General features: G+C 47.3%; 6 protein-coding genes. All 6 read left to right on the forward strand.

Features of this window, described 5'->3' with window-relative positions:
• Positions 1 to 128: 128 nt before the first annotated feature.
• The 6 genes from K7P76_RS19995 (at position 129) to K7P76_RS20020 (ending at position 24,244) form a co-directional block, all read left to right on the forward strand.
• Positions 129 to 4,784: an SGBP N-terminal domain-containing protein gene (locus K7P76_RS19995; RefSeq protein ID WP_232187082.1), complete on the forward strand. Its 4,656-nt coding sequence runs from the start codon at positions 129 to 131 to the stop codon at positions 4,782 to 4,784.
• 184 nt (positions 4,785 to 4,968) lie between these two features.
• Positions 4,969 to 5,328, forward strand: coding sequence for a group I truncated hemoglobin (locus K7P76_RS20000; RefSeq protein ID WP_232187083.1), 360 nt, complete (start codon positions 4,969 to 4,971; stop codon positions 5,326 to 5,328).
• Between the two features lie 151 nt (positions 5,329 to 5,479).
• Positions 5,480 to 7,678 (forward strand): right-handed parallel beta-helix repeat-containing protein, encoded by a 2,199-nt coding sequence (locus tag K7P76_RS20005; protein ID WP_232187084.1) that lies wholly within the window; start codon positions 5,480 to 5,482, stop codon positions 7,676 to 7,678.
• Between the two features lie 380 nt (positions 7,679 to 8,058).
• Positions 8,059 to 15,081, forward strand: a complete 7,023-nt coding sequence (locus tag K7P76_RS20010; RefSeq protein WP_232187085.1) for an RCC1 domain-containing protein — start codon at positions 8,059 to 8,061, stop codon at positions 15,079 to 15,081.
• A gap of 101 nt (positions 15,082 to 15,182) precedes the next feature.
• Positions 15,183 to 23,516, forward strand: coding sequence for a S8 family serine peptidase (locus tag K7P76_RS20015; RefSeq protein WP_232187086.1), 8,334 nt, complete (start codon positions 15,183 to 15,185; stop codon positions 23,514 to 23,516).
• Positions 23,507 to 24,244: an ATP-binding cassette domain-containing protein gene (locus K7P76_RS20020; protein WP_232187087.1), complete on the forward strand. Its 738-nt coding sequence runs from the start codon at positions 23,507 to 23,509 to the stop codon at positions 24,242 to 24,244. Before K7P76_RS20015 ends, K7P76_RS20020 begins: the two co-directional genes overlap by 10 nt.
• The last annotated feature ends 226 nt before the right edge of the window (positions 24,245 to 24,470 follow it).

The raw sequence follows: 24,470 nt of genomic DNA on the forward strand, positions 1-24,470 counted from the left end.
ACGAAGCATAACCCCTATGATCATTGATCATGGGGGCTTTCTTTTTTCCATTTTGTGAAACAGTTCACAGTTTTAATAATCATATTCCTTTATGATTGCGGATATCAAGAATTTTGGGAGGATAAAAAATGGTAACCAATGGAATGAAAAAATGGACAGCAATCTTGCTGATCGTTAGCATGATGTTTTCTTCTTTTGGCTTCGCTTCTGCAGCGGAGTCCGGCAAGTCGGATGTGAAAGGACACTGGGCGGAAAAGCAGTTGAACCAATGGTTGGAGAAAGGCCTGATCAAAGGGTACGCGGACGGTACAGTGAAGCCGGACAACCCGATTACGCGTGCGGAATTGATTTCGCTCATCAATCGGGCTTTCGGATTTACCGAGAAAGCGGATGTGAGCTTCAGCGATGTCCAATCGAACAACTGGGCATACAGTGAAGTGGCGAAAGCCGTCAAGGCCGGATATATTAAGGGCAACGCCAACGGTACTTTTGCGCCCGGCAATAAGACGAGCAGGCAAGACCTTGCCGTCATCATCGCGAGGTTGTTGAAGCTGCAGGCTGATAATCAGAACGCGGTTGTTTTCAGTGATGCGGATCGTTTTGCTTCTTGGAGCAAAGAGGCTATTGGGTTGGTAGCAGCCAAGAAAATCATGCAGGGTTATACTGATCAGACGTTCAGACCGGATGCGCAGATCACACGTGCGGAAGCGGTTGTCACATTGGATCGTGCTTTGCAAGCGAAGGCAGAAACACAGAAAAGTGCGATTAACGCTGCTGGAACCTACGGTCCGAAGACCGGGTCGGAAACCATTGACGGCGATGTTGTCGTTAACGTCCCGGGTGTAACTCTACAGAATACGATCATCAACGGAAACCTGCTGCTTGCAGCAGGAATTGGCAGCGGCGACGCTTTCTTGAAGAATGTTACGGTTAAAGGCACGACTACAGTATCGGGTGGGGGCGAGAACTCTATCCATTTTGAGAACTCCGTTCTCGTCTCTATCGTTGTTGATAAGAAAGACGGTTCCGTGCGTATTGTTGCGGAGGGTAAGACTACAGTTGCACAAGTAATAGTAAAGTCATCGGTAACGATAGAGGAATCTTCTGTATCCGGCGACGGATTTAAGGACATTACATTGACTGACGTGCTTCCGGCAGGTTCCAAGGTCACGATGAAAGGTTCTTTTGAAAAGGTAGACGTGGTTGGGAAGAAAATCTCCATTGAAATTCCGGAAGGCAGTGTAACTGAATTAATTGTAGAAAAAACTGCAGATGTTACCCTGAATCTTGGTAAAGACGCTAAGATCATCAAGCTTATAATTGACGCAGTATTGAAAGTATTAGGTCAAGGATCAATTCAGAAAGCTATCATCAACGTCGACGGAAAAGGTTCAACTTTCGAGAAGCTGCCTTTGCTAGAAGAGGGGGCAGGAGCAACGGCAACCTCTACTTCCAGCACGGATTCATCTTCTCCATTAAGCAGCGCGAAAGCGATTACGGCTTTTAGTTTCGCTGAACAGACAGGAGCGGCAACGATTGATGCGAATGCTCACACTGTAAACATTCAAGTAATTAACGGAACCAACCTGAATGGATTAACAGCGACATTCACGTTATCGGCTGGGGCAACGGCGAAAGTAGTTAATACCGATCAAATCAGCGGAACGACACCCAATGACTTCAGCAACGCAGTAACCTATGTCGTAACAGCGCAGGATAACAGCATGCAGAGCTGGACGGTAAACGTAAGTGTAGCGGCGGCGCCAAGCAGCGCGAAAGCAATTACGGCTTTCAGTTTCGCAGAACAGACAGGAGCGGCAACGATTGATGCGAATGCTCACACCGTAAACATTCAAGTAATTAACGGAACTAACCTGAATGGATTAACAGCGACATTCACGTTATCGGCTGGGGCAACGGCGAAAGTAGGTGCCACCGCTCAAACTAGCGGAACGACAACTAATGACTTCAGTAACGCAGTAACCTATATCGTAACAGCGCAGGATAACAGTATGCAGAGCTGGACGGTAAACGTAAGTGTAGCGGCGGCGCCAAGCAGCGCGAAAGCAATTACGGCTTTCAGTTTAGCAGCTCAAACCGGAGCGGCAACGATTGATTCGATTGGCCACACTGTGAATATTCAAGTAGCTAACGGAACCGTCCTGAACGGTCTGAAGGCGACATTCACGTTATCGGCTGGGGCAACGGCGAAAGTAGGTGCCACCGCTCAAACTAGCGGAACGACAACTAATGACTTCAGTAACGCAGTAACCTATATCGTAACAGCGCAGGATAACAGCATACAGAGTTGGACGGTAAACGTAAGTGTAGCGGCAGCGCCAAGCAGTGCGAAAGCAATTACGGCTTTCAGTTTAGCGGCTCAAACCGGAGCGGCGATGATTGATGTGAATAACCATACTGTAGATATACAAGTAGCTTACGGAACAAACTTGAACAATAGTTTAGTAGCAACATTCAACTTATCAGCTGGGGCAACGGCAAAAGTAGGTGCCACCACTCAAATCAGCGGAACGACAGCCAATAACTTCAGCAACATAGTAACCTATGTCGTAACTGCGCAGGATAACAGTACGCAGAACTGGACGGTACTTGTAATTGTGGCTCCTAACAGTGCGAAGGACATCACTGCTTTTAGTTTCGCGGTACAGAACGGAGTGGCAACGATTGATTCGATTGCCCACACTGTGGATATTCAAGTATTTAGCGGAAACAACCTGAATGGTTTAGTAGCAACTTTCGCTGTATCTCCTGGGGCAACGGCAAAAGTAGGTGCCACAGCTCAAACCAGCGGAACGACAACCAATGACTTCAGCAACGCAGTAACCTATACCGTGACAGCACAGGATAACACTAAACAAGACTGGACGGTAAACGTAACCGTGGCAGGGCTAAGCAGCGCGAAAGACTTTACGGCTTTCAGTTTTGGGGCTGGAGATGCTGCTCCCGCAACAATAGATCCGATTAATCATACAATAGCTATTCAATTGCTTTCTGGAACTAATGTGAGCGTGTTACAGCCAACATTCACTATATCCAATGGCGCAACGGTTACCATAGGCGGTGTCAATCAAATCAGTGGAACAACGCAAAACTCTTATTTGAATCCTGTAGTTTACAAGGTCACAGCCCAGAACAACAGTGTGCAGAATTGGACGGTAACGGTTACCGTAGCAGCGACGGTTAGCAGCGCGAAAGCAATTACGGCTTTCAGTATTCCTGGACAAACCGGAAGCGCAGTGATCGATATGATTGCTCATACCGTAGATATTCAAGTTCCCAATGGAACCGTTGTGAGTGCTCTGAAAGCGACATTCACTTTATCTCCAGGCGCTACAGCAACAATAAATGGCACCGATCAATTTAGCGGATTTACTTCAAATAATTTCGGTTCCTTTATCGTCTATACAATAAAAGCGCAGGATAACAGCACACAGCCATGGAAGGTAACGGTTACCGTATTGGCAATACCAACCTTAACGGCAGCCGCGGCACAAGGTTCAACACCTGGATATTCGAAATTACTTAATGTAATTGCAGGTCCAGGAAATCACCTCTATGTACTCGTGCGAGGAAGTATTCTCCTAACTCCGAATGTTGGAGATCCAGCACCAAATAACATTTTGGGAGAATTAGATAATTATGTTGTCGGTACTGAATTCCCAGCAAGTGCAGTGAATAATCAAGTACACATCTATGAAGTGGATAGTAATGGTAAAGTCATGAAATTCCAACTGATTACGTTGACAGCCGCAGATATTAAGCCAATTGCAACTGGAAGTCCAGCACCATCCACAGTCGCAGTTGCAGCACAGGGTTCTGCTCCTGGAACTACTAAGATCATCGCCACGCCTTTCAATGTTGGGAGCCATATCGCTATTAAGTTAGCGTTCAGTACTACGAATGTACCACTCGTTGGAGATTCATTGCCGGCAGGACCGACTGTACTGAATAACTATATGGGCGACGAAATTGCAGGAATGGATAATACAACCAACAAATATATAGTGGTGTACGAGGTAGACTCAGCGGATAAAATAGTTGCTTGTAAAGAGATTAAACTGATAGCTGCTGATATTACGCCGGTGGGAGCATTGCCAACGTTATCTGCAGCTGTGACGCCAGGTACTGCCGCGGGAGCGACGTCCGTAACAGCAACAGTTAGCAATCCTCTGAATCATTTGGTCATTTACGGTTCGAAATCTGCATTTCTAAGTCTGAATATAGGGGATCCCGAACCAACTATTTCAAATGTGGGTCTTGTATCTCAATATACTTCTGGTTTAGATATCACATTCATGGATGCTGTAATGAAAATATATTTAGCCGTATATGAAGCAAATAGCGACGGAATTATAGTTAATTATAAGTTAATTACGCTGACCTCCGGGGACTTTAAACCGCAGCCAGCGGCAACGATAACGCCAGATGTGACGACAATTAATGAGGCTTTCAATAACTTGGGAGTATTGAACGGCGGCTCGATTGCTCTTAACTTAACGAACAGCACATTTGATTCTACAGGTGTAGACCCGATAACAGGGGATGTTACAAACGATGTTATTATAACCAGCTTGCCTGCGGGATTGAGCTATACCGCAACTTTAGCAAACTCAGGAAAAATTAATGTAGATATTACGGGAGCTGCAATCAATCATGCAGCTGCCGATAGTACAACGATATCGATAACGGTAAAAGCAGCGCTAATAAATGGGGCCGTGAGCGATATTATTATTGGTAATATCCAAATCATTTTTGTAGATTAATAATACTGCATTAACTAATCAAAACCGTTCATAGTCATCTTGGAGAGCCAATCGCATTCAGGCGGTTGGCTCTCTTGTTGCTACTTTTTTCCGATATATCGTCTCATTTTGTGAACCCGTTCACAGTTTTTCATATCGTATTCAACTATACTTGCGAGTATCAAGGGATCGAGGAGGAATTAGGTTGGAACAATCATTGTATGCAAAATTCGGGGGAGCAGAAGGGTTAGCTCCAGTGGTAGATGAGTTCTACAAACGCGTTTTGGGGGATGAAACGGTCAATCATTTTTTCAAACATACGGACCTGGACCAGCTGCGTAGGCATCAAACCCATTTCCTTAGCTTTGCTCTGGGCGGGCCTAATCAATATACGGGTAGATCCATGGAGAAAGCTCATCAGGGATTAAACCTTCAGGGCGAGCATTTCCAAGCCATCGCGAAGCATCTTCAAGGCACGCTTGAGCACTTCAATGTAAGCAAAGAGGATATTGCCAAGGTGTTCGAGCTTATCGTTCCGTTGGAGAGCAGCATCCTGCATAAGTGAACAATCTCTAAGAGCCAATCGCATTCAGGCGGTTGGCTTCTTTATGTCAATTTGAACATGAATTTGTTGCAAATTGTGTTCCAGTTCACATTATTTAAGCTGGAATTCATTTATCTTATAAAGTAAGAACAGATGAAAAGGAAGTGTATTCATGTTAAGGAAAAATGTGATCAATCGAAAAGTTGCCGCATTTATCATCACACTGATTATGGTGCTGTCCATGCTGCCTATCACGGCAATGGCTGATAGTGGCAGCACTGGGTCAGGCAAGAAGGTCATTACGCTTGATCCTTTGTTTCAGAATGCATTGATCAAGATTGACGCCATACAAGGAGCGGCTGCAGCACAGCTCATTAAAGCGCAGCGCGATCTATTGTTAAGCGCCATACAAGCGGCAGACAATCTAAACGATAAGGTCGCTTCTCATCAGAAGAAAGTGGAATTGCGCCTCTTTAAAGTGAATACGATCTTGAACACTTTCGGGGACGCGGTTGTTCCCAAGATAATAAGCAATGTGGAGTTAGCTTTGGCAGACACTCAAACGAATGTAGTCATCGCACAGAGCAAAGGAATTAATGTAACCCAGTCCAAGCAGCTAATTGATCAAGCGATAAGTTTGATTGCCAGTGCCAAAGGTACAACCGACCTTGCGGCTTCGCTGGATTATGCATTGCTCGCAGGCAATTCACTCGAACTGATTGGAACGCTTATCGGTTCAGTGGGAACGACTACGCCTCCAACTGTGACACCGACGCCAGCTACCACGCCACAGTCGACCTCACAGCCGACCTCGACCAATTTGTGGACGACCATCGAGACGCCGAGAGCATGGGATTATGTCCCGACCACGCCTAGTCAGTCCGCATGCGGCGCTTCAGGTACGATCTATGAGGTTGGGATCGGTCAGGCGTATACGAAGCTGTCTCAAGTGCCATGGCTTAAGCTGCTGCCTTGCGATACGGTTAATATTCATTGGCAGCCCGATCCGTATAAGGAAATTACGTTCCTCACGAACCGCGGGGCAGCTAATAAGTTTATCCGCATAACGGGGGTGCTTGGACCTAATGGCGAGCGTCCGGTCATTGATGGGAATGGCGCAACACAGACGCCCGGACTTCCATTTCTCAACCCTTTATTTGATAAAATCGGACTTTTTGTGATCAGCCCGCCCCAAGGCTACGCATGGGGATATAAGCCAGGCTATATCGAAATTTCGAACCTTGAAATCAAAAATGCCAATCAGACTAATCCATTAACGGATACTAAAGGAGCGGCTGCAGCTTGGCACAAATTTGCCAGCGGCATCTATATTGAACGCGGCGAGAATATTGCGATTATCAATTGCGACATTCATGATAACGGCAATGGTTTGTTCCAGAATTCGAAGTACGATGAACAAGGGCAGTCACGCTACCTGCTTGTAGAGAGAAACTATTTGCATGACAACGGCAATGCCGGCAGCGCAAGCGAGCATAACGCTTATACCGAAGGCGTAGGAACCGTATATCAGTACAATCGTTTTGGCAACACAAAGGCAGGCTCTTATGGCGATAATGTGAAGGAACGTTCTGCAGGCATCACGTTCCGTTATAATTTTTTTGAAGGCGGAGCGTTCATGATGGATTTGTTGGACCCGCAATCCAACGCTTCCTATGAGAAAATCCAAAAGGATGCATGGGGCAGCCTCTTGGTAAATTCAGTGTATATCTACGGAAATACGATGTTTATGCACACCGAGCCTAGCCCGACAGGCTGGCAGCATACTGTATTAGGCTTTGGGGATGGCCCATATAGCTGGGGCAATATCCGTAGCGGCAAAGTTTACTTCTATAACAATACGGTCGTTTCCCAGTATGATTATGAATTTTGGCATCAACCGGCTATTACACTGTTCAAGATCAATAACAATGCAGGGACGCCTACCGTACAAGCCAGAAATAATATTTTTCATGCGATGTCCGTTACACCCGGGGCTAAACCGGAACCATTCGCTATCTTCCATGGTTACGGCAATGCGGACTTCTCGAACAATTGGATAAGCCTAGGGTGGTTGAACGCCAATCCGAATGTGAATACGAAGCCCGGCAATGCCGATCCGGCAGGACCTTCGTGGGCTGGCAACGGAATGTCGAACATCTTGTCCAACCCGCAAAATAATCCAGGCTTCGTAGATGCCGCTAATGCTAATTTCGCCCTAATGGCAGGCTCACCGCTTATCAACGCAGGAGCAGCACTGGATCCGGAAGTGGTGAAGACGGGGAACGTACCAAGTTTCGAGTACCTGAACCATCAGTCCTTCCAGCCGCGTAAGGTAGATTCCCTGATTGATTTGGGCGCTTTTGAGAAATAGAGGTTAATCGATCGATTCATAAACTGACAAATTTCTCGTTTTGTGAACCAGTTCACAGTTTTTATATACCTCTTCCTCTATGATTGCGGTAACAAGAATTGTGGGAGGATATGGATGGCAAACAATAGAGTGGTAACTAATCAAATCTGTTCATAACGATGTCGAAAGAGCTAATCGCGTTCAGGCGGTTGGCTCTTTTCGGTGCAATTGCAATGCAGGCAGCTAAGGTTTTTTGCGCAGGGTTGTTATTAAGCGTTTCCATGAATCTGTCATGATATCTTCGAAAATGAGAGGGAGTTTATCAGATGGTACTAGGTAAGCAAAAGATTGCAATACTATTGGTTTTATGTTTATTTTTGCAAGGCTTGGGTTTGTTAGTAATGCCTTCGCAAAAGGCAGAAGCGGCGATTGACCCGACTTTGCAACCCGCAGTCGTTGCATCGGGAACAAGTCATACGTTATTCGTATTATCGGATGGTACAGTAAAGGTAAGCGGCTCGGATGCGAGCACAGGAGCTATGGGGTTAGGGAACACAACAGCAAGTTATTCGACTCCGACAGCTGTGCTAGGATTAACGAATGTTAAACAGGTAGCTGCTAACGGTTATAACTCATATGCGGTGCTTAAGGATGGCACTGTTAAAGCTTGGGGTCAGAATGCTAACGGTCAATTGGGTCTGGGAAATACAAGTGTGACTTACACACCAACTCTGATCTCTGGTCTTACGAATGTTAAGCAACTCGCCGTTGGTAACGGATTCGCTATTGCATTGCTTCAGGATGGCACACTGAAAGGGTGGGGGACGAATACCTACGGTGAATTGACCACGCTTGCGGCAACCAATTCACCGGCCGTTATTCCAGGGCTATCGAGTGTAAGGCAAGTTGCTGCAGGTGATAAGTTCGTGGTGGCCCTGCTGACGGATGGTACTGTAAAAACGTGGGGGTATAACAACTACGGGCAGCTTGGAACGGGGAATACGGCCAATCAAAGCAGCCCTTATACGATCTCCGCTTTATCAAACGCTATTCAAGTCGCAGCTGGTGGATCGCATACTATGGTGCTGCTTGCCAATGGCAGCGTGAGTTCATGGGGGTATAACAGCAACGGGCAGCTTGGGAATGGCAATACGACAAACAATGTTACTCCATCAACGATCTCCACGCTTAGCAACGTGAGGTATGTATCAGCAGGAGGGGACTCATCGTACGTCATCCTTATGGACGATTCCATTAAAACTTGGGGATATAATGTTTATGGGCAATTGGGCTTGGGTTCGACTTCTGCAATGTCGACACCGACATCTGTTTCGGCTTCGGTTATACCTGCTTATATCTATGGGAGCGGGACGGGCAACAATGCCTTTATGATTGGGCTGGATGGCAAAATCTATGGAACAGGTTACAACACAAGCGGCCAATTAGGGATTGGTAATGGTACAAATCAGAGTGTGTTTACTGTTGTCTCGGGTCTTACGACCACAGTGAGTATGCTGGATATGAATGTGTCTATAACTTCGGGCTTAAGTATTATTTCCGGTTCAACTTCGAACTCGTCGTTTTTACTTATCAACGGTACGGTTAAGGCGTGGGGACGTAACAATAATGGCCAGCTAGGCCTAGGTAACACTACAGATCAGACAACACCTACGGCGATTCCAGGACTGAGCGGTGTCAAGCAACTTACAGTGGGTCAATCTCATACGTTGGCCCTGATGGAAGACGGTACGGTCAAGGCGTGGGGGTATAACAGCTCCGGCCAGCTAGGCTTGGGTAACACGACAACTCAGACAACACCTACCGCGATAACAGGACTGAACGGCGTCAAGCAACTAGTAGCGGGTCAATATCATACGTTGGCGCTGATGGAAGACGGCACGGTCAAGGCGTGGGGGCGTAACGATTACGGACAACTAGGCATAGGCAATACGACGAATCAGACAACACCTGCAGCGATTACGGGATTGATTGGCGTAAAGCAACTGACAGCAGGTCCATATCATACGTTTGCCCTGATAGATAACGGCACGGTCATGGCGTGGGGGTATAATGCTAACGGTGAACTTGGTCTGGGTAACACGACGACACAGACAACTCCAAAAGTGATAACGGGACTAATTGGTGTAAAGCAACTGACAGCTGGTTATAATCATGCATTGGCCCTGATGGAGGACGGAACGGTCAAGGTATGGGGGCATAACGGTAGTGGTCAGCTAGGTTTGGGCAGCACAACAAATCAGACTATACCTACCACAATCACAGGATTCAGCGGTGTGAAGCAATTGGCAGCGGGTGAATCTCATACGTTGGCCCTAATGGAAGACGGATCGGTCAAAGCGTGGGGGGTTAATGGTAACGGCCAATTAGGTTTGGGTAACACGACGAATCAGACAACCCCTACTGCGATTCCATGGCTAAGCGGCGTCAAGCAACTGGTAGCGGGTCAATATCATACGTTGGCCCTTATGGATGAAGGCATAGTCAAGTCTTGGGGGCGTAATGATTTCGGCCAGCTTGGTATAGGAAACATAACAAATAAGACATCACCAACCTCAATTACGGGACTCATTAGCGTCAAACAACTGGTAGCGGGCTATAATTATACATTAGCCCTGATGGAAGATGGCACGGTCAAGGCGTGGGGACGCAACGATTACGGTCAGCTAGGCTTAGGCAACACGGTGAATCAGACAACACCTACTGCAATTTCAGGACTGATTGGCGTAAAACAACTAACAGCTGGTTATTATCATACATTGGCCCTGATGGAGGACGGAACGGTCAAGGTGTGGGGGTATAATGCTAACAGTGAACTTGGTTTAGGCAACACAATAAATCAGACAGCACCTACCGCGATTATGGGGCTGGTCAGTGTCAAACAACTGGTAGCAGGTTATTCTCATACATTAGCTCTGTTGGAAGATGGCACGGTTAAGGTGTGGGGGAATAACTATTACGGACAACTGGGCCTTGGCAACACGACAGCTAAGACAACACCTAACGTGATTCCTGAACTGAGCGGCGTCAAGCAATTGGCAGCAGGTTATTCTCATACATTAGCCCTGATGGAAGATGGTTCGGTAAAGGCGTGGGGGAGAAGCAATAACGGCCAGCTTGGCTTAGGCCCCTTGACAACTCAGACAACACCAACCGTGATTACAGGATTGATCGGCATCAAGCAACTGGCAGCAGGTGATTATCATTCGTTAGCCCTGATGGAAGACGGATCGGTCATAGCGTGGGGGTATAACAATAACGGCCAATTAGGTTTAGGCAACACGACGAATCAGACAACACCTACCGCGATTCCGGGACTGAGCGGCGTCAAGCGATTGGTTGCAGGTCAAAATCATTCGTTGGCCCTAATGGAAGATGGTATGGTCAAGGTGTGGGGGCTAAACAATTACGGTCAGCTAGGCTTAGGTAACACAACGTATGTGCAGGCAACGCCTACTCTGAATACGGGATTGAGCGGTGTAAAGAAACTTGCAGCGGGTTCTTCTCATACCTTGGCCCTGATGGATGATGGCACGGTCAAAGCGTGGGGGTATAACGAATACGGACAGCTTGGAGTGCCAGGTAATCGATATGTACCCACTACAGTAGATTACTTTTCCATAAATAGCTTCAAAGTAAGCGTAGTTTTTACCAGTTCATTCGACAGTTTGTCGTTTGTAAGCTTATATCTGGACAACGAGACAGAGCCAAGAGAGCGAACCACTACCGTCTTATCTGGAGGATCAGCATCTCTTAGCTTTCAATCCATCGCTTATGCAACGCTGCCAAGAGGAACGCACACTGCGCGTGTGGTCGCCCAAATTGGCGAACAAATCTACGAAAAGACGACTGCTTTCACCGTTACAGAAGGCAGCCTCAGCTATCCGCTTGATGTGGTTTCTTCAGCAAGCTCCATTACCGTACGCGGTAATACAGCCGAGACGACAACCGATTTAGCAACGGCGCCTTATCAAATTACAATTGGTTCTCAGTCTAGTGGCTGGTTTTCGCCGGGTTCAACCGCAGTTTCTTCGCCGCTGCTTGATTTCGCGGGAACCGGAAACAAAAGAATCGTTAAACTATCCAACGGCTGGTGGGCTGTGGCTGGTTATACGGGAACTGCTTCCTCCGGTATCCGGTTTATGGTGTCCAAGGACCAAGGAAATACATGGTCACAACTCGCCACTCTCGTGGATTCGGCCAACATTACTTCCCCCCCGGCAATTGCAGCCTCCGGGAACAATATCGTGGGTATCGTTCGGTATGGGACTAGCGGAGTCCGCAGCTTTGTTATCAATGCAATAACTCAAACGAATGACAATATGATCGCTCAGACCACTACAATCGACAGTGGTCAAACCGTTGTACCTGCTTCAAGCGGTGTTGCCATCGCAGTTGACACCAGCGGGAATGTACATGCCGTTTGGGTCAGTAAAAATGCTTCCTTTTCCAACAGCTACAATCTGCGTTATATCAAAAGCACAGATGGCGGGCTCACCTGGGCGGCGGTGCAGCAAGTCACTACACAGAACTTAGTAGGGAACAATTATGCTAACCCTTCTATATTACTTGTTAATGGAACAACACCGGTACTTTTCAGCGAATACGTAAGCGGAACGACCTATGCAATCTCTCAGCAATTATGGAACGGTTCAAACTGGACTGCATCGACCCCGGTTAGTGTTGCAACCTATCCGCAGCAAAGTCACCAGGTGTACGCGGACGGCTCCAACCTTTATATGGTTTGGTCGGCAGCGAGCAGCACCCAGCCGACGATTAATAACATTTGGTTTATCAAGTCGACCAACGGGGGATCGACTTGGACTTCACCTGTCAGCCTCATTTCCGGAAATACTGCAAGTCAAGAGCTGCCTGTCGTTACATCGGATAATCTTAATAAGCTGCATGTCGTATTTAGCGGCATTGACCCTGCTGTAAGCGCAACAGCTTATAATCTGCGCCTGATGACTTCTGCGAATAGTGGAGGCACATGGTCGGCACCGAAAACATTGACATTCCTTACCTCAGGGAATGCAACTAGCCCGATCGTCATGCAGGATGTCAAACTGAGCTACGGCACAGACAATCCTCTTGTCATTTACAACAACACATCAACGGGGCAAACCGAAATTCGCGGAACCGCAAATACCGGCGCGATCTTTACCGCATCCGCTTTGACCCCGGATACGAAGTATCTCGTCAAGTTTGAAGTTAAAGACAGCGGCGGGATCATCCGTATTGTTACTAAAGACGCTTACACACTTGCGATTAATCCGGCGATGACTATCCAGCAACTAACAGGACAAGCACCCATCCTGACCGTAACCGACACGAACCCGGGTACAACGAAATACCAAATCACGTCGGGCAACAAATATCTCAGCTCCGAAGGTCTGCTGGTTGCCCAGCCGGTCAGCTTCGCGCTGCCTGGCAAGATACTCACCTTGTCCAAATTAGATCGCCTGAAGACGTACAATTTCAAAATCAGGGCGATTAACCAAGAAGGGATCGCCACGAATTGGTCTTCGCTGGTTCGCGTTGGCCCTCCTATCGTACCGCCCGCGGTCCCTAAAAACATCAAATCTCAGCCGACGAGCAGCGCAATAACCTTAAGCTGGTCACCGGTTTCAGAAGCCACAGGCTATGAAATTGAAATAGACAATTCATCCACGCTCATTTCCAATGGCCGAAGCTTGAGTTATAAGCATGAGTCTCTTACACCGAATACCCTTCACCAATATCGTGTTCGCGCGGTGAAGAGCGGTACAGCCGGATCATGGAGCGCACCCCTTATTCAGCGTACGCTGTTAATCGCACCTGTCTATCCTACAAACATTATGCCAGCAGCAACAGCTAAGACCGTTACCTTAACGTGGAATACGGTTCAAGGTGCTGTCGCCTATGAAGTAGAGTGGGACGGTCAAAGGTTTACAGCAGGGCAACAATCGACCTTCAAACAGGTAGACCTACCGATGGCAAGCCGTCACACGTACCGCGTTCGTGCGCTTAATGCTGGCGGGGCAAGTCCTTGGAGTCCAACACAAATCATCAGTACAACGAACACCCTGCCCAGTGTTCCCGTTGTGGCTGCGCAGATTGTTTCAGACAAGTCGGTTAGCCTGCGCTGGGATACGGTACTTGATGCGCTTACCTATGAAGTAGAAGCAGATGGGGCTATCGTCAGCTTAATCGATGCGACAACGGCATCTTTTACGGGCCTTAACCCACAGACAACGCATCAATACCGCATTCGCGCAGTTAATGAACTGGGTGCGGGCAGTTGGAGTGCACCGATAAACATGACGACTTACTTACTCCCAACACCAAGCGGAATGACCGAGCAGCTCTCGGATACGTCCATCACATTTACCTGGACGGCCGTCACTGGCGCTGCTTCCTACGAGGTAGAAGCAGATGGGCAAGTGACAAGTGTATCGATGGCCACCTATTCACAAACCAGCCTTACGCCGGAAACGCCGCATACGTACCGTATTCGAGCGATAGGAACAAGCGGAGAGAGCGGATGGACGGAGCCGTTCATTTTCACCACACTCCCATCCAAACCAGCAGTTCCTGCAAATGTAACAGCCACTGCCTCCAAAAATCAGGTGTTTCTGAATTGGAGCGCCGTATCGGGCGCACTCGGTTACGACGTAGAGTTAGACGGCGTTGTCATCGTCGATAATTTCACCGACACCAACTACAGCGATACATTATTAAACCCTTTCTCGCAACATCAATACCGGATACGCGCGCGCACAGATGCCATTGAAGGCGATTGGAGTGCGTTAGTGAGTCTGCGTACATTGCCGGACAAGCCTACGATTCCATCTAACATTGCCGTTACTTCGACTGCCAATATCGTCTCCCTTTCTTGGGCAAGTGATCCAACGGCCACAAAATATGAAGTTGAAGTGGACGGGCAAGTGTTCGATGCAGGCGTAAAACCGGAGTACAAGCACCGCCGGGTCGTTCTGGGCACAGAGCACAAGTACCGAATTCGGACCACCAATGTGAGCGGTGTCGGTGCATGGAGCGGCAGAATCATTAACAATACGCTCGTTGCCCGCTTATCGAAAGCCGGAACGATCGATATGGGCATGGTCGGCAAAGACATCATGGACTTTAGCCGCTATACGCTTAAAGTGACGTATGATCCTAACGCCGTTGAAATCGTAGATTTATCTACCTTAACGGGAATGAAGGAACTCACGACCGGCCGAATCGCTGGCACCGATGTCATTGTCTCTGCATTCAGGCCAGGTGAAGTCACCTTTGTAACCGACAAAGCCATTTCGCCGGACGAATCCTGGACCGGTGTCATTAACAGCGTGCAGATGAAAGCGAAAGTATCTGGCGGATCCTCCATCACGTACAGCGTTATAGAAAGACCGGACAACCCGTAAACCTAGCACGATCCGATTTTCATTTCATAGGACGAATGCTCTACTTTCCTAAATAGCTACACCAAACCAAGCACTTATTCTATTTTCCGTTGGAGGATTCTATGAGCCGAACGCTACGCTTAATCGCGAACATCAGCCTGTTTATGCTACTCTTTACTACCCTCTTCTTTGACTATAGCGCGCTAGCCGCGCAAAATCCGCAAGCTGCAAAAGCTGCGCCTCGTCACAAAACAGAACTGATTGTCAAATACAAGAGCGGCGCTAAAAGCCAAAATATAAATGCTGCGATTAAAACCAAGCTTAAGCTGGAGAAGCTGGAGTCCAAGCATAAATCAAAGAAAAACCGTGTCGAGGTTCTACAGATTGCTGACGGCGACAACCTCGATCAGACGATTGCGGAGCTCAAAAAAGATCCGAATGTCGAATACGCCCAACCCAACTATCTGCTGTATGCGAGTGAACTCCCCCAGGATGCCCGTTTTGAGGAGCAATGGGGACTGCTTAACAACGGACAAAACATCGGCTTTCAAGCCGGCAGCGCAGGCGTCGATATCGATGCCGTTAACGCTTGGAACGTAACAACGGGTTCTTCATCCGTTCTCGTTGGCGTACTGGATACCGGTATCGATATGACGCACCCCGACCTTGCCGCCAATATCTACACCCATACAGCGGAAATCCCGGACAACGGCATCGACGACGATGGCAACGGCTATATTGACGATGTTCACGGTTATGATTTTGCGAATGAGGACGCCACCGTCTTTGATAGCAGTTCTGATGACAAGCATGGCACGCATGTCGCGGGCATTATTGCGGCTGAAGCCAATGACGTTGGCGTTCGCGGCGTTGCGCCGGGCGTAAGCCTCTTGCCGCTCAAATTCATGACCGGAGGCGCGGGATATACCTCAGACGCGATCGAGGCGATTGAATATGCGCAAAGCATGGGCGTAAGCATCCTTAATGCTAGCTTCGGCGGACCGGAAAGCAACCCTGCTCTTCAGGAAGCTCTTGCGCAAAGCGGGATGCTCATAGTTGCAGCTGCGGGCAACCACGGGGGAAATGTAGATACAAGCCCCGTGTATCCAGCATCTTATCAACTGACCAACCTCCTTTCCGTTACGGCAGTCGATAACCAAGGCAAGCTGGCGGCATTTTCCGGCTACGGTTCCACCGTCGATGTCGCAGCGCCGGGTGTTGGTATTATAAGCACGATCCCCGGGGGCGGTTATGCCTATTTAAGCGGTACAAGCATGGCTGCGCCTTTTGTCACAGGTATTGCTGCGCTCATTAAGAGTCAGTACCCGGATTTAACAGGCGCGCAAATTGCGGAGCGGATTAAAGGCACCGTTACGTTCGCAAGCAACCTTACCGGAAAAGTTGCAACAGAAGGCTGGGTAAATGCCGCTAGCGCACTCACGGGACAAGTCACGGCACCGCCTGTTAAGCCTAAATCACCAACCGATGAACCATCCAAGCCAGGTAATGGCGGCATGGTCGTCTCCTTAGCGGCTGAAGTTTCCCCAGCGCTTCTCGAGCAAATCCATTACGGAGAAGAAGGGGTTAATGTCGCGACGGGCAACTATGGGAAATCGGTAACCGACCTGAGCGTAAGCTCTCCCGGATTTATCGTGAACATTAGCCGGACTTACAATTCCAAGGATGACAGAACGACCAGCTCCATGGGACGCGGCTGGACGTTTGGTTTTGAAGGCAGTGTCAAGGATGACACGACCAGTCCGAACAGCCTTAAAGTCGTCAAGCTGCCAAGCGGCGGTGCGCAGGTGTTCGTTAAGAATCCAGATGGCAGCTACACCGCCAACGATTCCCACAGCACGCTTGTCAAATTACCCGACAACACGCATGTCCTTACGACGAAGGATCAATACACGTACGGATTTAATGTCGCAGGTTTTCTCACTTGGATGCAAGATCGCAACGGTAACCGCGTGAACATCGAGACGGATGCGCAAGGTAAAACCCGTAAAATCACCGATACGGTTGGACGGATCTTTACCGTCGGCTATAACGCAAGCGGCTACCTGACTTCCGTAACCGATCCAATCGGTCGTGTGGTCACATATGGCTACGACGCACAAAACCGGCTTAATCAAGTGACGGATCCGACGAACCAAATCATTGCAAAATACACGTACGATAGCTCGAACTACTTAACGGGTGTGCAAGATGGCGCAAACACCGTGCTTGAGACCAACACCTACAACCACGCCGCCGGGACAGATCAGCATAAGGTGATGAAAACGGCAAACGCGTATGGCAATGCTTTCCTATACACCTACGATAACCTCGCTCGCCAAACGACGATAAAGGATCTCGCAGGCCTTACCACGATCAAGTGGTATGACACGGCGGGGTATGTCGTCAAATCGCAGGATCCCGAGGGACGCTTGACGATAGCGGACTACTTCCTGGATGCCAACAGCTACAACAAGTTCGGGGAAGAGAAAAACATTTTTGACCGCAACGGGAATAAAACAACGTATGAGCGCGACAGTAACGGCAATATTACCAAGCAGATTAATCCGGACTACACCTTTAAGGAATACGCCTACGACACCAAAAACAATTTGATTTTAGAAAAGGATGAGCTCGGCAAACGAACCGAATATATTTACGATGCAAACAAAATCAGACTACTGCAAAAAGTTCAGCCCCAGAGCGGCACGGATGTGTATAGCGAAGGCGCAAACACGGATGATTATGCCATTACCACTTATCAATATTTCTCCGATGCGGAGTCTGCCCGGTTAGGCTATAGAGCGAAGGGATTGCTCCAAACCGAAACCGATCCGGAAGGCGGCACAGTCTCGTACACATACGATTCTGAGGGTAACAAACAAACCGTTACGGATGCGGCGGGAGATGTGACTACGTTCGCCTATAATGGTATTGGCTGGTTGACGGGGCAAACGTCACCTGCCGGTTACCAAACGGAATATGTGTATGACAAAGCGGGACGGCTGGTTCGAACCATGCAGGAGGGCGGGGAGACGAGCTTCTCGGCGTACGATACGATGGGACGTTTGGTACAATCGATTTCTCCCAACGTCTACAAACCCGAGGAAGATGGCTTAAATGATGTCGTGCCTACGAATGTATATAAAAACAATTCCGTTGGTGTACGGCTTGTCTATGAAACGAATGGCCTCTTAAAATCCAAAACCGACGCGCTAGGCAATGTAACTTCGTATACGTATGACGGTTATGGCAATCTCGCAAGCGAAACAAAGCCTAATGGTTCGGTTTACTTGTACCAATACGACGTCATGAACCGTCTCAAGAAAACGATGTTCAAGACGAATAATGAAAATGTTCCGGTTACGCTCGATACAACTTCTTATGCCGTACTTGCGGGTGGAAGCTCGCAGAAAAAACAAACGGTTTATTTTAGCGATGCGGATACAGCTATAACCACTTGGACCTATGATAGTAATGGCCGTGAGGCAAGTGTAATCAGGGCAGACGGAACAAGTGTATCTACCGACTACTTTGCCAATGGGACGATCAAGTCAACCAAAGATGCACGGGGGAATAGTACGTATTACCGCTATGATGGTCTGAATCGCCTGACGGGAAGCTGGTCCCCGCTTGATGGGGGTAAATATTCATACAAAGGCATCGCCTACGACCGTACGGGGCGTAAGACGATGGAACAAACGGGTAAGGATGCGGTTTCCTTGTACAGCATCCCATCCGGAGATCGCGTCATGTGGAGCAAAACCAGCTACACGACAGATGGGCTGGTTGCGCAAACGTTTACGAGTGCTGGCGGCCGTACCGCGTTCCAATATGACGAAGAAGGCCGCGTTGTCCGCGAGGATGTATTTACTTCTGCAGAGGAATCGCTTATCAACGAATATACTTATGACTATAGAAGCAAGCCCACCGAGAAGAAGCAGCACGTGCGCAACGGAGACCTTGCGGGCAACGATTTTACCGACGATAGCGACACCATATTGTTGACAAGCTACGCCTACGATGCGGAAGGAAATCTATTAAATCAAACGACACCCGATGGCATTGTTACAAGCATGACTTATGACCTCTTAGGCCGTGTTCTGAAGACGAAGACCGAAGGGGTAGATGAGAATGGATTGCCTACAGAAATTACAGCGTTCAGCACGTATGATTGGGCAGGGAAGACCCTTACGAACACAGATCCCAAAGGGAATCTCACCTCATTCGCCTATGACCAACGAGGCAACCTGCTTAATCAGACAGATGCACTAGGCGGCGTAACGGCTTATACGTATGATCGTGCGGGACGTAAAACCATTCAGGTGTCCCCGCAAAATTTTGATGCGAATAAAAGCTTAACGGATCTGAGCCGTACAACCTATGTATACGATAAGATGGGCCGTGTGCAGCTCGAGAAGGAAACCTTTACAGAGAAGAAAGTGAACCCTACGACCTATGCGTGGGTGGATACGCCAACCGAACTTGTAACCAAAGCCTACTTATATGATGCAAATGGCAATGTCATCAAAGAACTCGACGGAGAAGGCTATTTGGCGGGTACGGGGGCCTCTAATCTAGCTCGGATTCAAAGCGGTTATGGAACGGAAACGACCTACAATGCGGCTAACTTGCCTGTCACGCAAAGAGATGCGGTAAGCGTCGAACGCGGACTTAAATGGACGACGAAATGCCTCTATGATGGTGCAGGTAGACAAGTGGGCGTGATCAATGCCAAAGGCGTCGTGAGCGGAACTAAATACGACGATGCCAGCCGGGTAGTTGGTCAAACGGTCCGTGCTTCTTTGAATGCACCCGAAAAGGTGCTCAAGACAAGTACCTATGACTTAGCAGGCAGAGTCATAAGCGAAACAGACGGCAATGGGAATACAGCAACCTTTATGTACAATGCCTTTAGCCAAACGCGGACCACCTTTGAACCGGGTGATGACTCCATTGAGGCTTACACGACAACAAATCAATATGACGTTACGGGTCATCTCGTAAAAACAGAAGATTCACTTGGCGTTACGAACTTATCTGTGTATGATGCGCAGGGGAAAGAGATTAGCCATACCGAGCAGATGAAAGATGGGTCACAGGCGATTACAACGTCTGTTCGCTATGACAAAAACGGCAACGCCCGTTTTGTTACAGACGGTAATGGCAACGTGACAGAAAATCTCTATGATGCCTTAAACCGGCTGATTGAAACCAAAGCTTCGGTTACGGATGTCTCAGGTACCAAAACCACACATTCCACGACCTTTGGCTATGACAAAAACGGGAATAAGCAGTGGGAGCAAAACTGGCTGGGTAACCGCCAGACATTTACGTACGATGAACGCAATCGCTTGAGTTCCACCACCGATGCGGCGAATGTTGTCGTGCAGAAGCTGCAATATAACGCCAGCGATGTGCAAACGTCGGTTTACGACGCGCTTAATCGCCAAACGACGTATACTTTTGACCACAACAATCGCCAGCTTTCCGTTACGGATGCGGAAGGGCATACAACGTCGCAATCTTATAACGATGTGGGGCAAAAAGGCAGCCAAACCGATGGCTTAGGTCATTCCACGCAGTATTCGTATGACGAATTGGGCAAGCTTGCATCTGTCATCAATGCACTGGGTGAAACGACAGCCTATACGTATGATTTAAACGGAAACACGCTCACCCAGAAGGACGGTCGCGGGTTTGTCACTTCGTTCGAGTATAACTTAGCGAACAAACTTACCAAACGCATCGACCATGGCGGACGCAGCGGTAAAGCAGGGAGCTTCCTTTATAACCAAGCCAAAGTGGAGAGCTACTCCTATATGGGCAGCGGTCAAATGAAAACCAAAATCGACCGCAATGGGAACACCACCGCGTATGTTTATGATGCGCACGACCGTCTTCTTTCTCAAACAGTCACCGGTGTTGGTCTTGTGCCAAAGGATAATCAGATTTTCTACACGTATGACAATAACGGCAACCAACTCAGCATGAAAGACGGCACTGGCTTAACGAACCGTACCTACGATGAACTGAACCGAGTCATTACGAAATCCGTTCCAGGTATGGGGACAAGTACATTCCTATTAGACCAAACTGCAGGTCTCACGGCTGGATTTGTTTCCGAAGTCACGACCGATGTCAAAGGGAATGTGACAACGAAGATTTACGATAAAACGAATCGTCTATCTGAAGTCAAAGATGGTGCCTCGGTCCAAGCTTCTTATCTTTACTATGCAGACGGCAGCCAGCAGCAGGTTACTTATGCGAGTGGCGCCAAGGAAGTGTATACGTATTACAAAAACAATTTGCTGCTAAGCTTAAATAACTATCAAGGCACAACGCTGCTCGATACGTACTCGTACATCTACGACAACGCCAATAACCAAAAGTCGAAGACGGAGACGGTTAACGGCGTGTCTAAGGGAACGACTTTGTACACGTACGATGCCCTTAACCGACTAGAAACTATTACGGAGCCAAGCGGGAAAAAGACGGAGTATACGTTTGACCCCTCAGGGAATCGCCTGAGCGAGAAAACCACGCAAGACGCTGCGATAACGCTGATCTCTTACGGGGTGAATGAGCAAAATCACCTGTACGCCACAGCTGAAGTCAAATCGACAGGCGAGACACAGCAAACGAACTTTTATTATGACAACAACGGCAATTTGATTAACAAGACGTCTGAATTCCGCAAGAAGATTGACCCGGCGAACCCGCCGACGCCAACCTTCGGCCTATTTATTTATGGCCAGTCAAATCCAAACCCACGCATCTCCGATGTCCTTGATGGTGTAGCACGCTATGAGTACGATGGGTTTAATCAACTCGTTAAAGTGGGCACCGGCAATAGCGGCGCTATCTACCAATACAACGGCGACGGTCTTCGCGTCAAGAAAACGGCAGACGGGGTTACGACGTCCTATCTATACGAGTATGATAAAGCAGTGCTAGAGACAGATGGCAAAGGCAAACAAGCCGCCCGGAATCTCTACGGACTCAATCTGATCTCACGAACCATGGGCACAGACAGCTATTTCTACTTGTACAACGGCCACGCCGATGTAACGGCACTGATCTCACCTACGGGTATATTAGCCGCTTCTTATGAGTATGATGCTTTTGGTAATATCACGAACAAGACGGGTACTGTAAATAACCCGATTCGTTATGCGGGATACCAGTATGATGAAGAGAGCAAGTTCTATTACCTAAACGCGCGTTACTATGATCCAAAGCTAGCTCGGTTTTTAACGGAGGATACGTATCGTGGGCAGGCGAATGATCCGTTGTCGTTGAATTTGTATACGTACGTTGCTAATGAACCAATAAAGTATGTGGATCCAACGGGTCATTTAATTCAAGGTATGAACGGGGCAAGTATAACAAAGCCAAAGACAACATCCGGATCAACAATTAAAGCAGGAGATTCTGGAGATAAGGTAAAAGCCGTTCAAGAAATGCTTGTAAAAGCAGGGTATAATATTGCTACTGACGGTAATTTTGGACCCAAAACACAGGCGGCAGTTTTAAATTTTCAAAAGAGTCAAGGTATTAAAACCGATGGAATTGTCGGCAATCAAACGATTAATGTTTTAGGGGCATCAAATTCAACTAAAAATGCTCCTGACTCTATCAAAGAGGCGGTCATAAGTAACGCTAAAAAATCTTTAACAGGCAACATAAGCTCCGACACGATTTTAATGTCTAGCGGACAATTTCAACAAGCACTCCAACAAGTGGAGAGTACTAAGAAACAAGCGGGAACAGATCGGTATGTCACGACAACTGTCACGGAAAATAAAGTTGTGATTACGGGAACAGCTACTACTCCAAAACCTGTGCAACCGGAACCTGTAAAGTCAACTTCATCAATTACTAAAAACAGCAGTGATAACGATGTGGATATGACACAGTGGGTTGAGCAAATGTTTGGCAAACCAAAAAAGTCATCAGCAAAGAAAATTCTTGAGTTTGCAGAAGAAACATCAGGATATTCTGCGTTAAAGACGTTGGGGGATCCTAAATCAACCCAGTTAGATGTTTATGTTGCAATTGCTTCAATTGCACCAATACCGGGTCCAGATATAAAAATTACAAAAGAAAAAGTGGGGCAATCTAAGGGTACTTTCTATCATGTAACATCTAAGGAATCTGCACAGCAGATTATGGAATCTCAAATGTTAGGGAGACTTAATAATCAATGGGAATCAAGGGTGTTTGCTTGGACGGAACAACCTACCAAATCGCAAGCTAAGGCTGCAGGTATTGGAAGTCGTACGGAGTCTGTCATAGAATTCAAAACTAATGCTTCATTTGAACCAGATGTTGGAATTGTAAATCCAAAGATAAAAAACATTACAGTACAAACTACAGATACGCAGGGTGTACCAATAAACATCTTCGACACTAAAGAAGTTGGATTTAAGAAGAGGTGGTGGGAATTTTGGAAATAGAAAAAATTAATGTTGACATTATTGAAGGCTTATACTTCCCTAAAATGGAGAATTACGGGCAGATGATAGATTACATCAAAGAATTTCACTATATATTTGAAAAAGGAAAGTCTTATGGGATTATCGGTGAATGTGGCGAAGGAGGCTGGGGATTATCTTACAATTTGGTAGGTAGAGAACATTGTAAAGACGGTGATATTCTGATTAACCAAAAAACAGCAACAATGGAGGATTTAAAGAGCATTAGCTGGTATGTAGGGGAGAGTACACATAATCGATGGTTATTCTCAAATAAAAGTATTTTGAGTCAGCTTAAAAACGGTGTCAGTAATAATCAATTTAAAAATAGAAAAAGTGTTGAAGAAATTGTTGATATGTTTGGACTCTCCAAAGATCGATTGAAAATGAAATTCGAAGAATTAGGTTGGGAGAAATGGAGGACTTCGATTGCAATCGGTTTTGCAAATGGCAAGCAAGTATTCTGTTTTCCTTGGGTCTCTACAGGATGGATTAATGATTTAATTATGAATAGCGCTATTCATATTTGTATCGATGTTTTGAAAAAAAACGGGTCAATTATCATTCTACCCACACAAAGGGCAGAGAGCGTAGATTTTTTTCTAGACGATATTGTGTATCTCCAAAATCAAAGACATACAATTTCAAAACGTGCAAGAGAAGTTGTAGAGAATTATAAACAAAGTAAATTATTGAAAACTAATGAGTGAATCTACAGTTTTACTTTACCTTGATAGGCTAAATGCCTCTCAAGGTTTTTTTAAAAATAATAAGCACTATTGCCAAAGGACGGCCGCGGGTTTGTCACTTCGTTCGAGTACAACTTAGCGAACAAACTCACCAAACGGATTGACCATGGCGGACGCAGCGGTAAAGCAGGGAACTATGTGTATAATCAAGCTAAAGTGGAGAGCTATACATACACGGGCAGCGGTC

The sequence above is a fragment of the Cohnella silvisoli genome (assembly GCF_021190915.1).
GTDB lineage: Bacteria > Bacillota > Bacilli > Paenibacillales > Paenibacillaceae > Cohnella > Cohnella silvisoli.

What these genes read in the sequence shown, in the direction of transcription:
- K7P76_RS19995 (WP_232187082.1), top strand. Translation starts at nt 129, where the DNA reads ATGGTAACCAATGGAATGAAAAAATGGACAGCAATCTTGCTGATCGTT.
- K7P76_RS20005 (WP_232187084.1), top strand. Translation starts at nt 5,480, where the DNA reads ATGTTAAGGAAAAATGTGATCAATCGAAAAGTTGCCGCATTTATCATC.
- K7P76_RS20010 (WP_232187085.1), top strand. Translation starts at nt 8,059, where the DNA reads ATGCCTTCGCAAAAGGCAGAAGCGGCGATTGACCCGACTTTGCAACCC.
- K7P76_RS20015 (WP_232187086.1), top strand. Translation starts at nt 15,183, where the DNA reads ATGAGCCGAACGCTACGCTTAATCGCGAACATCAGCCTGTTTATGCTA.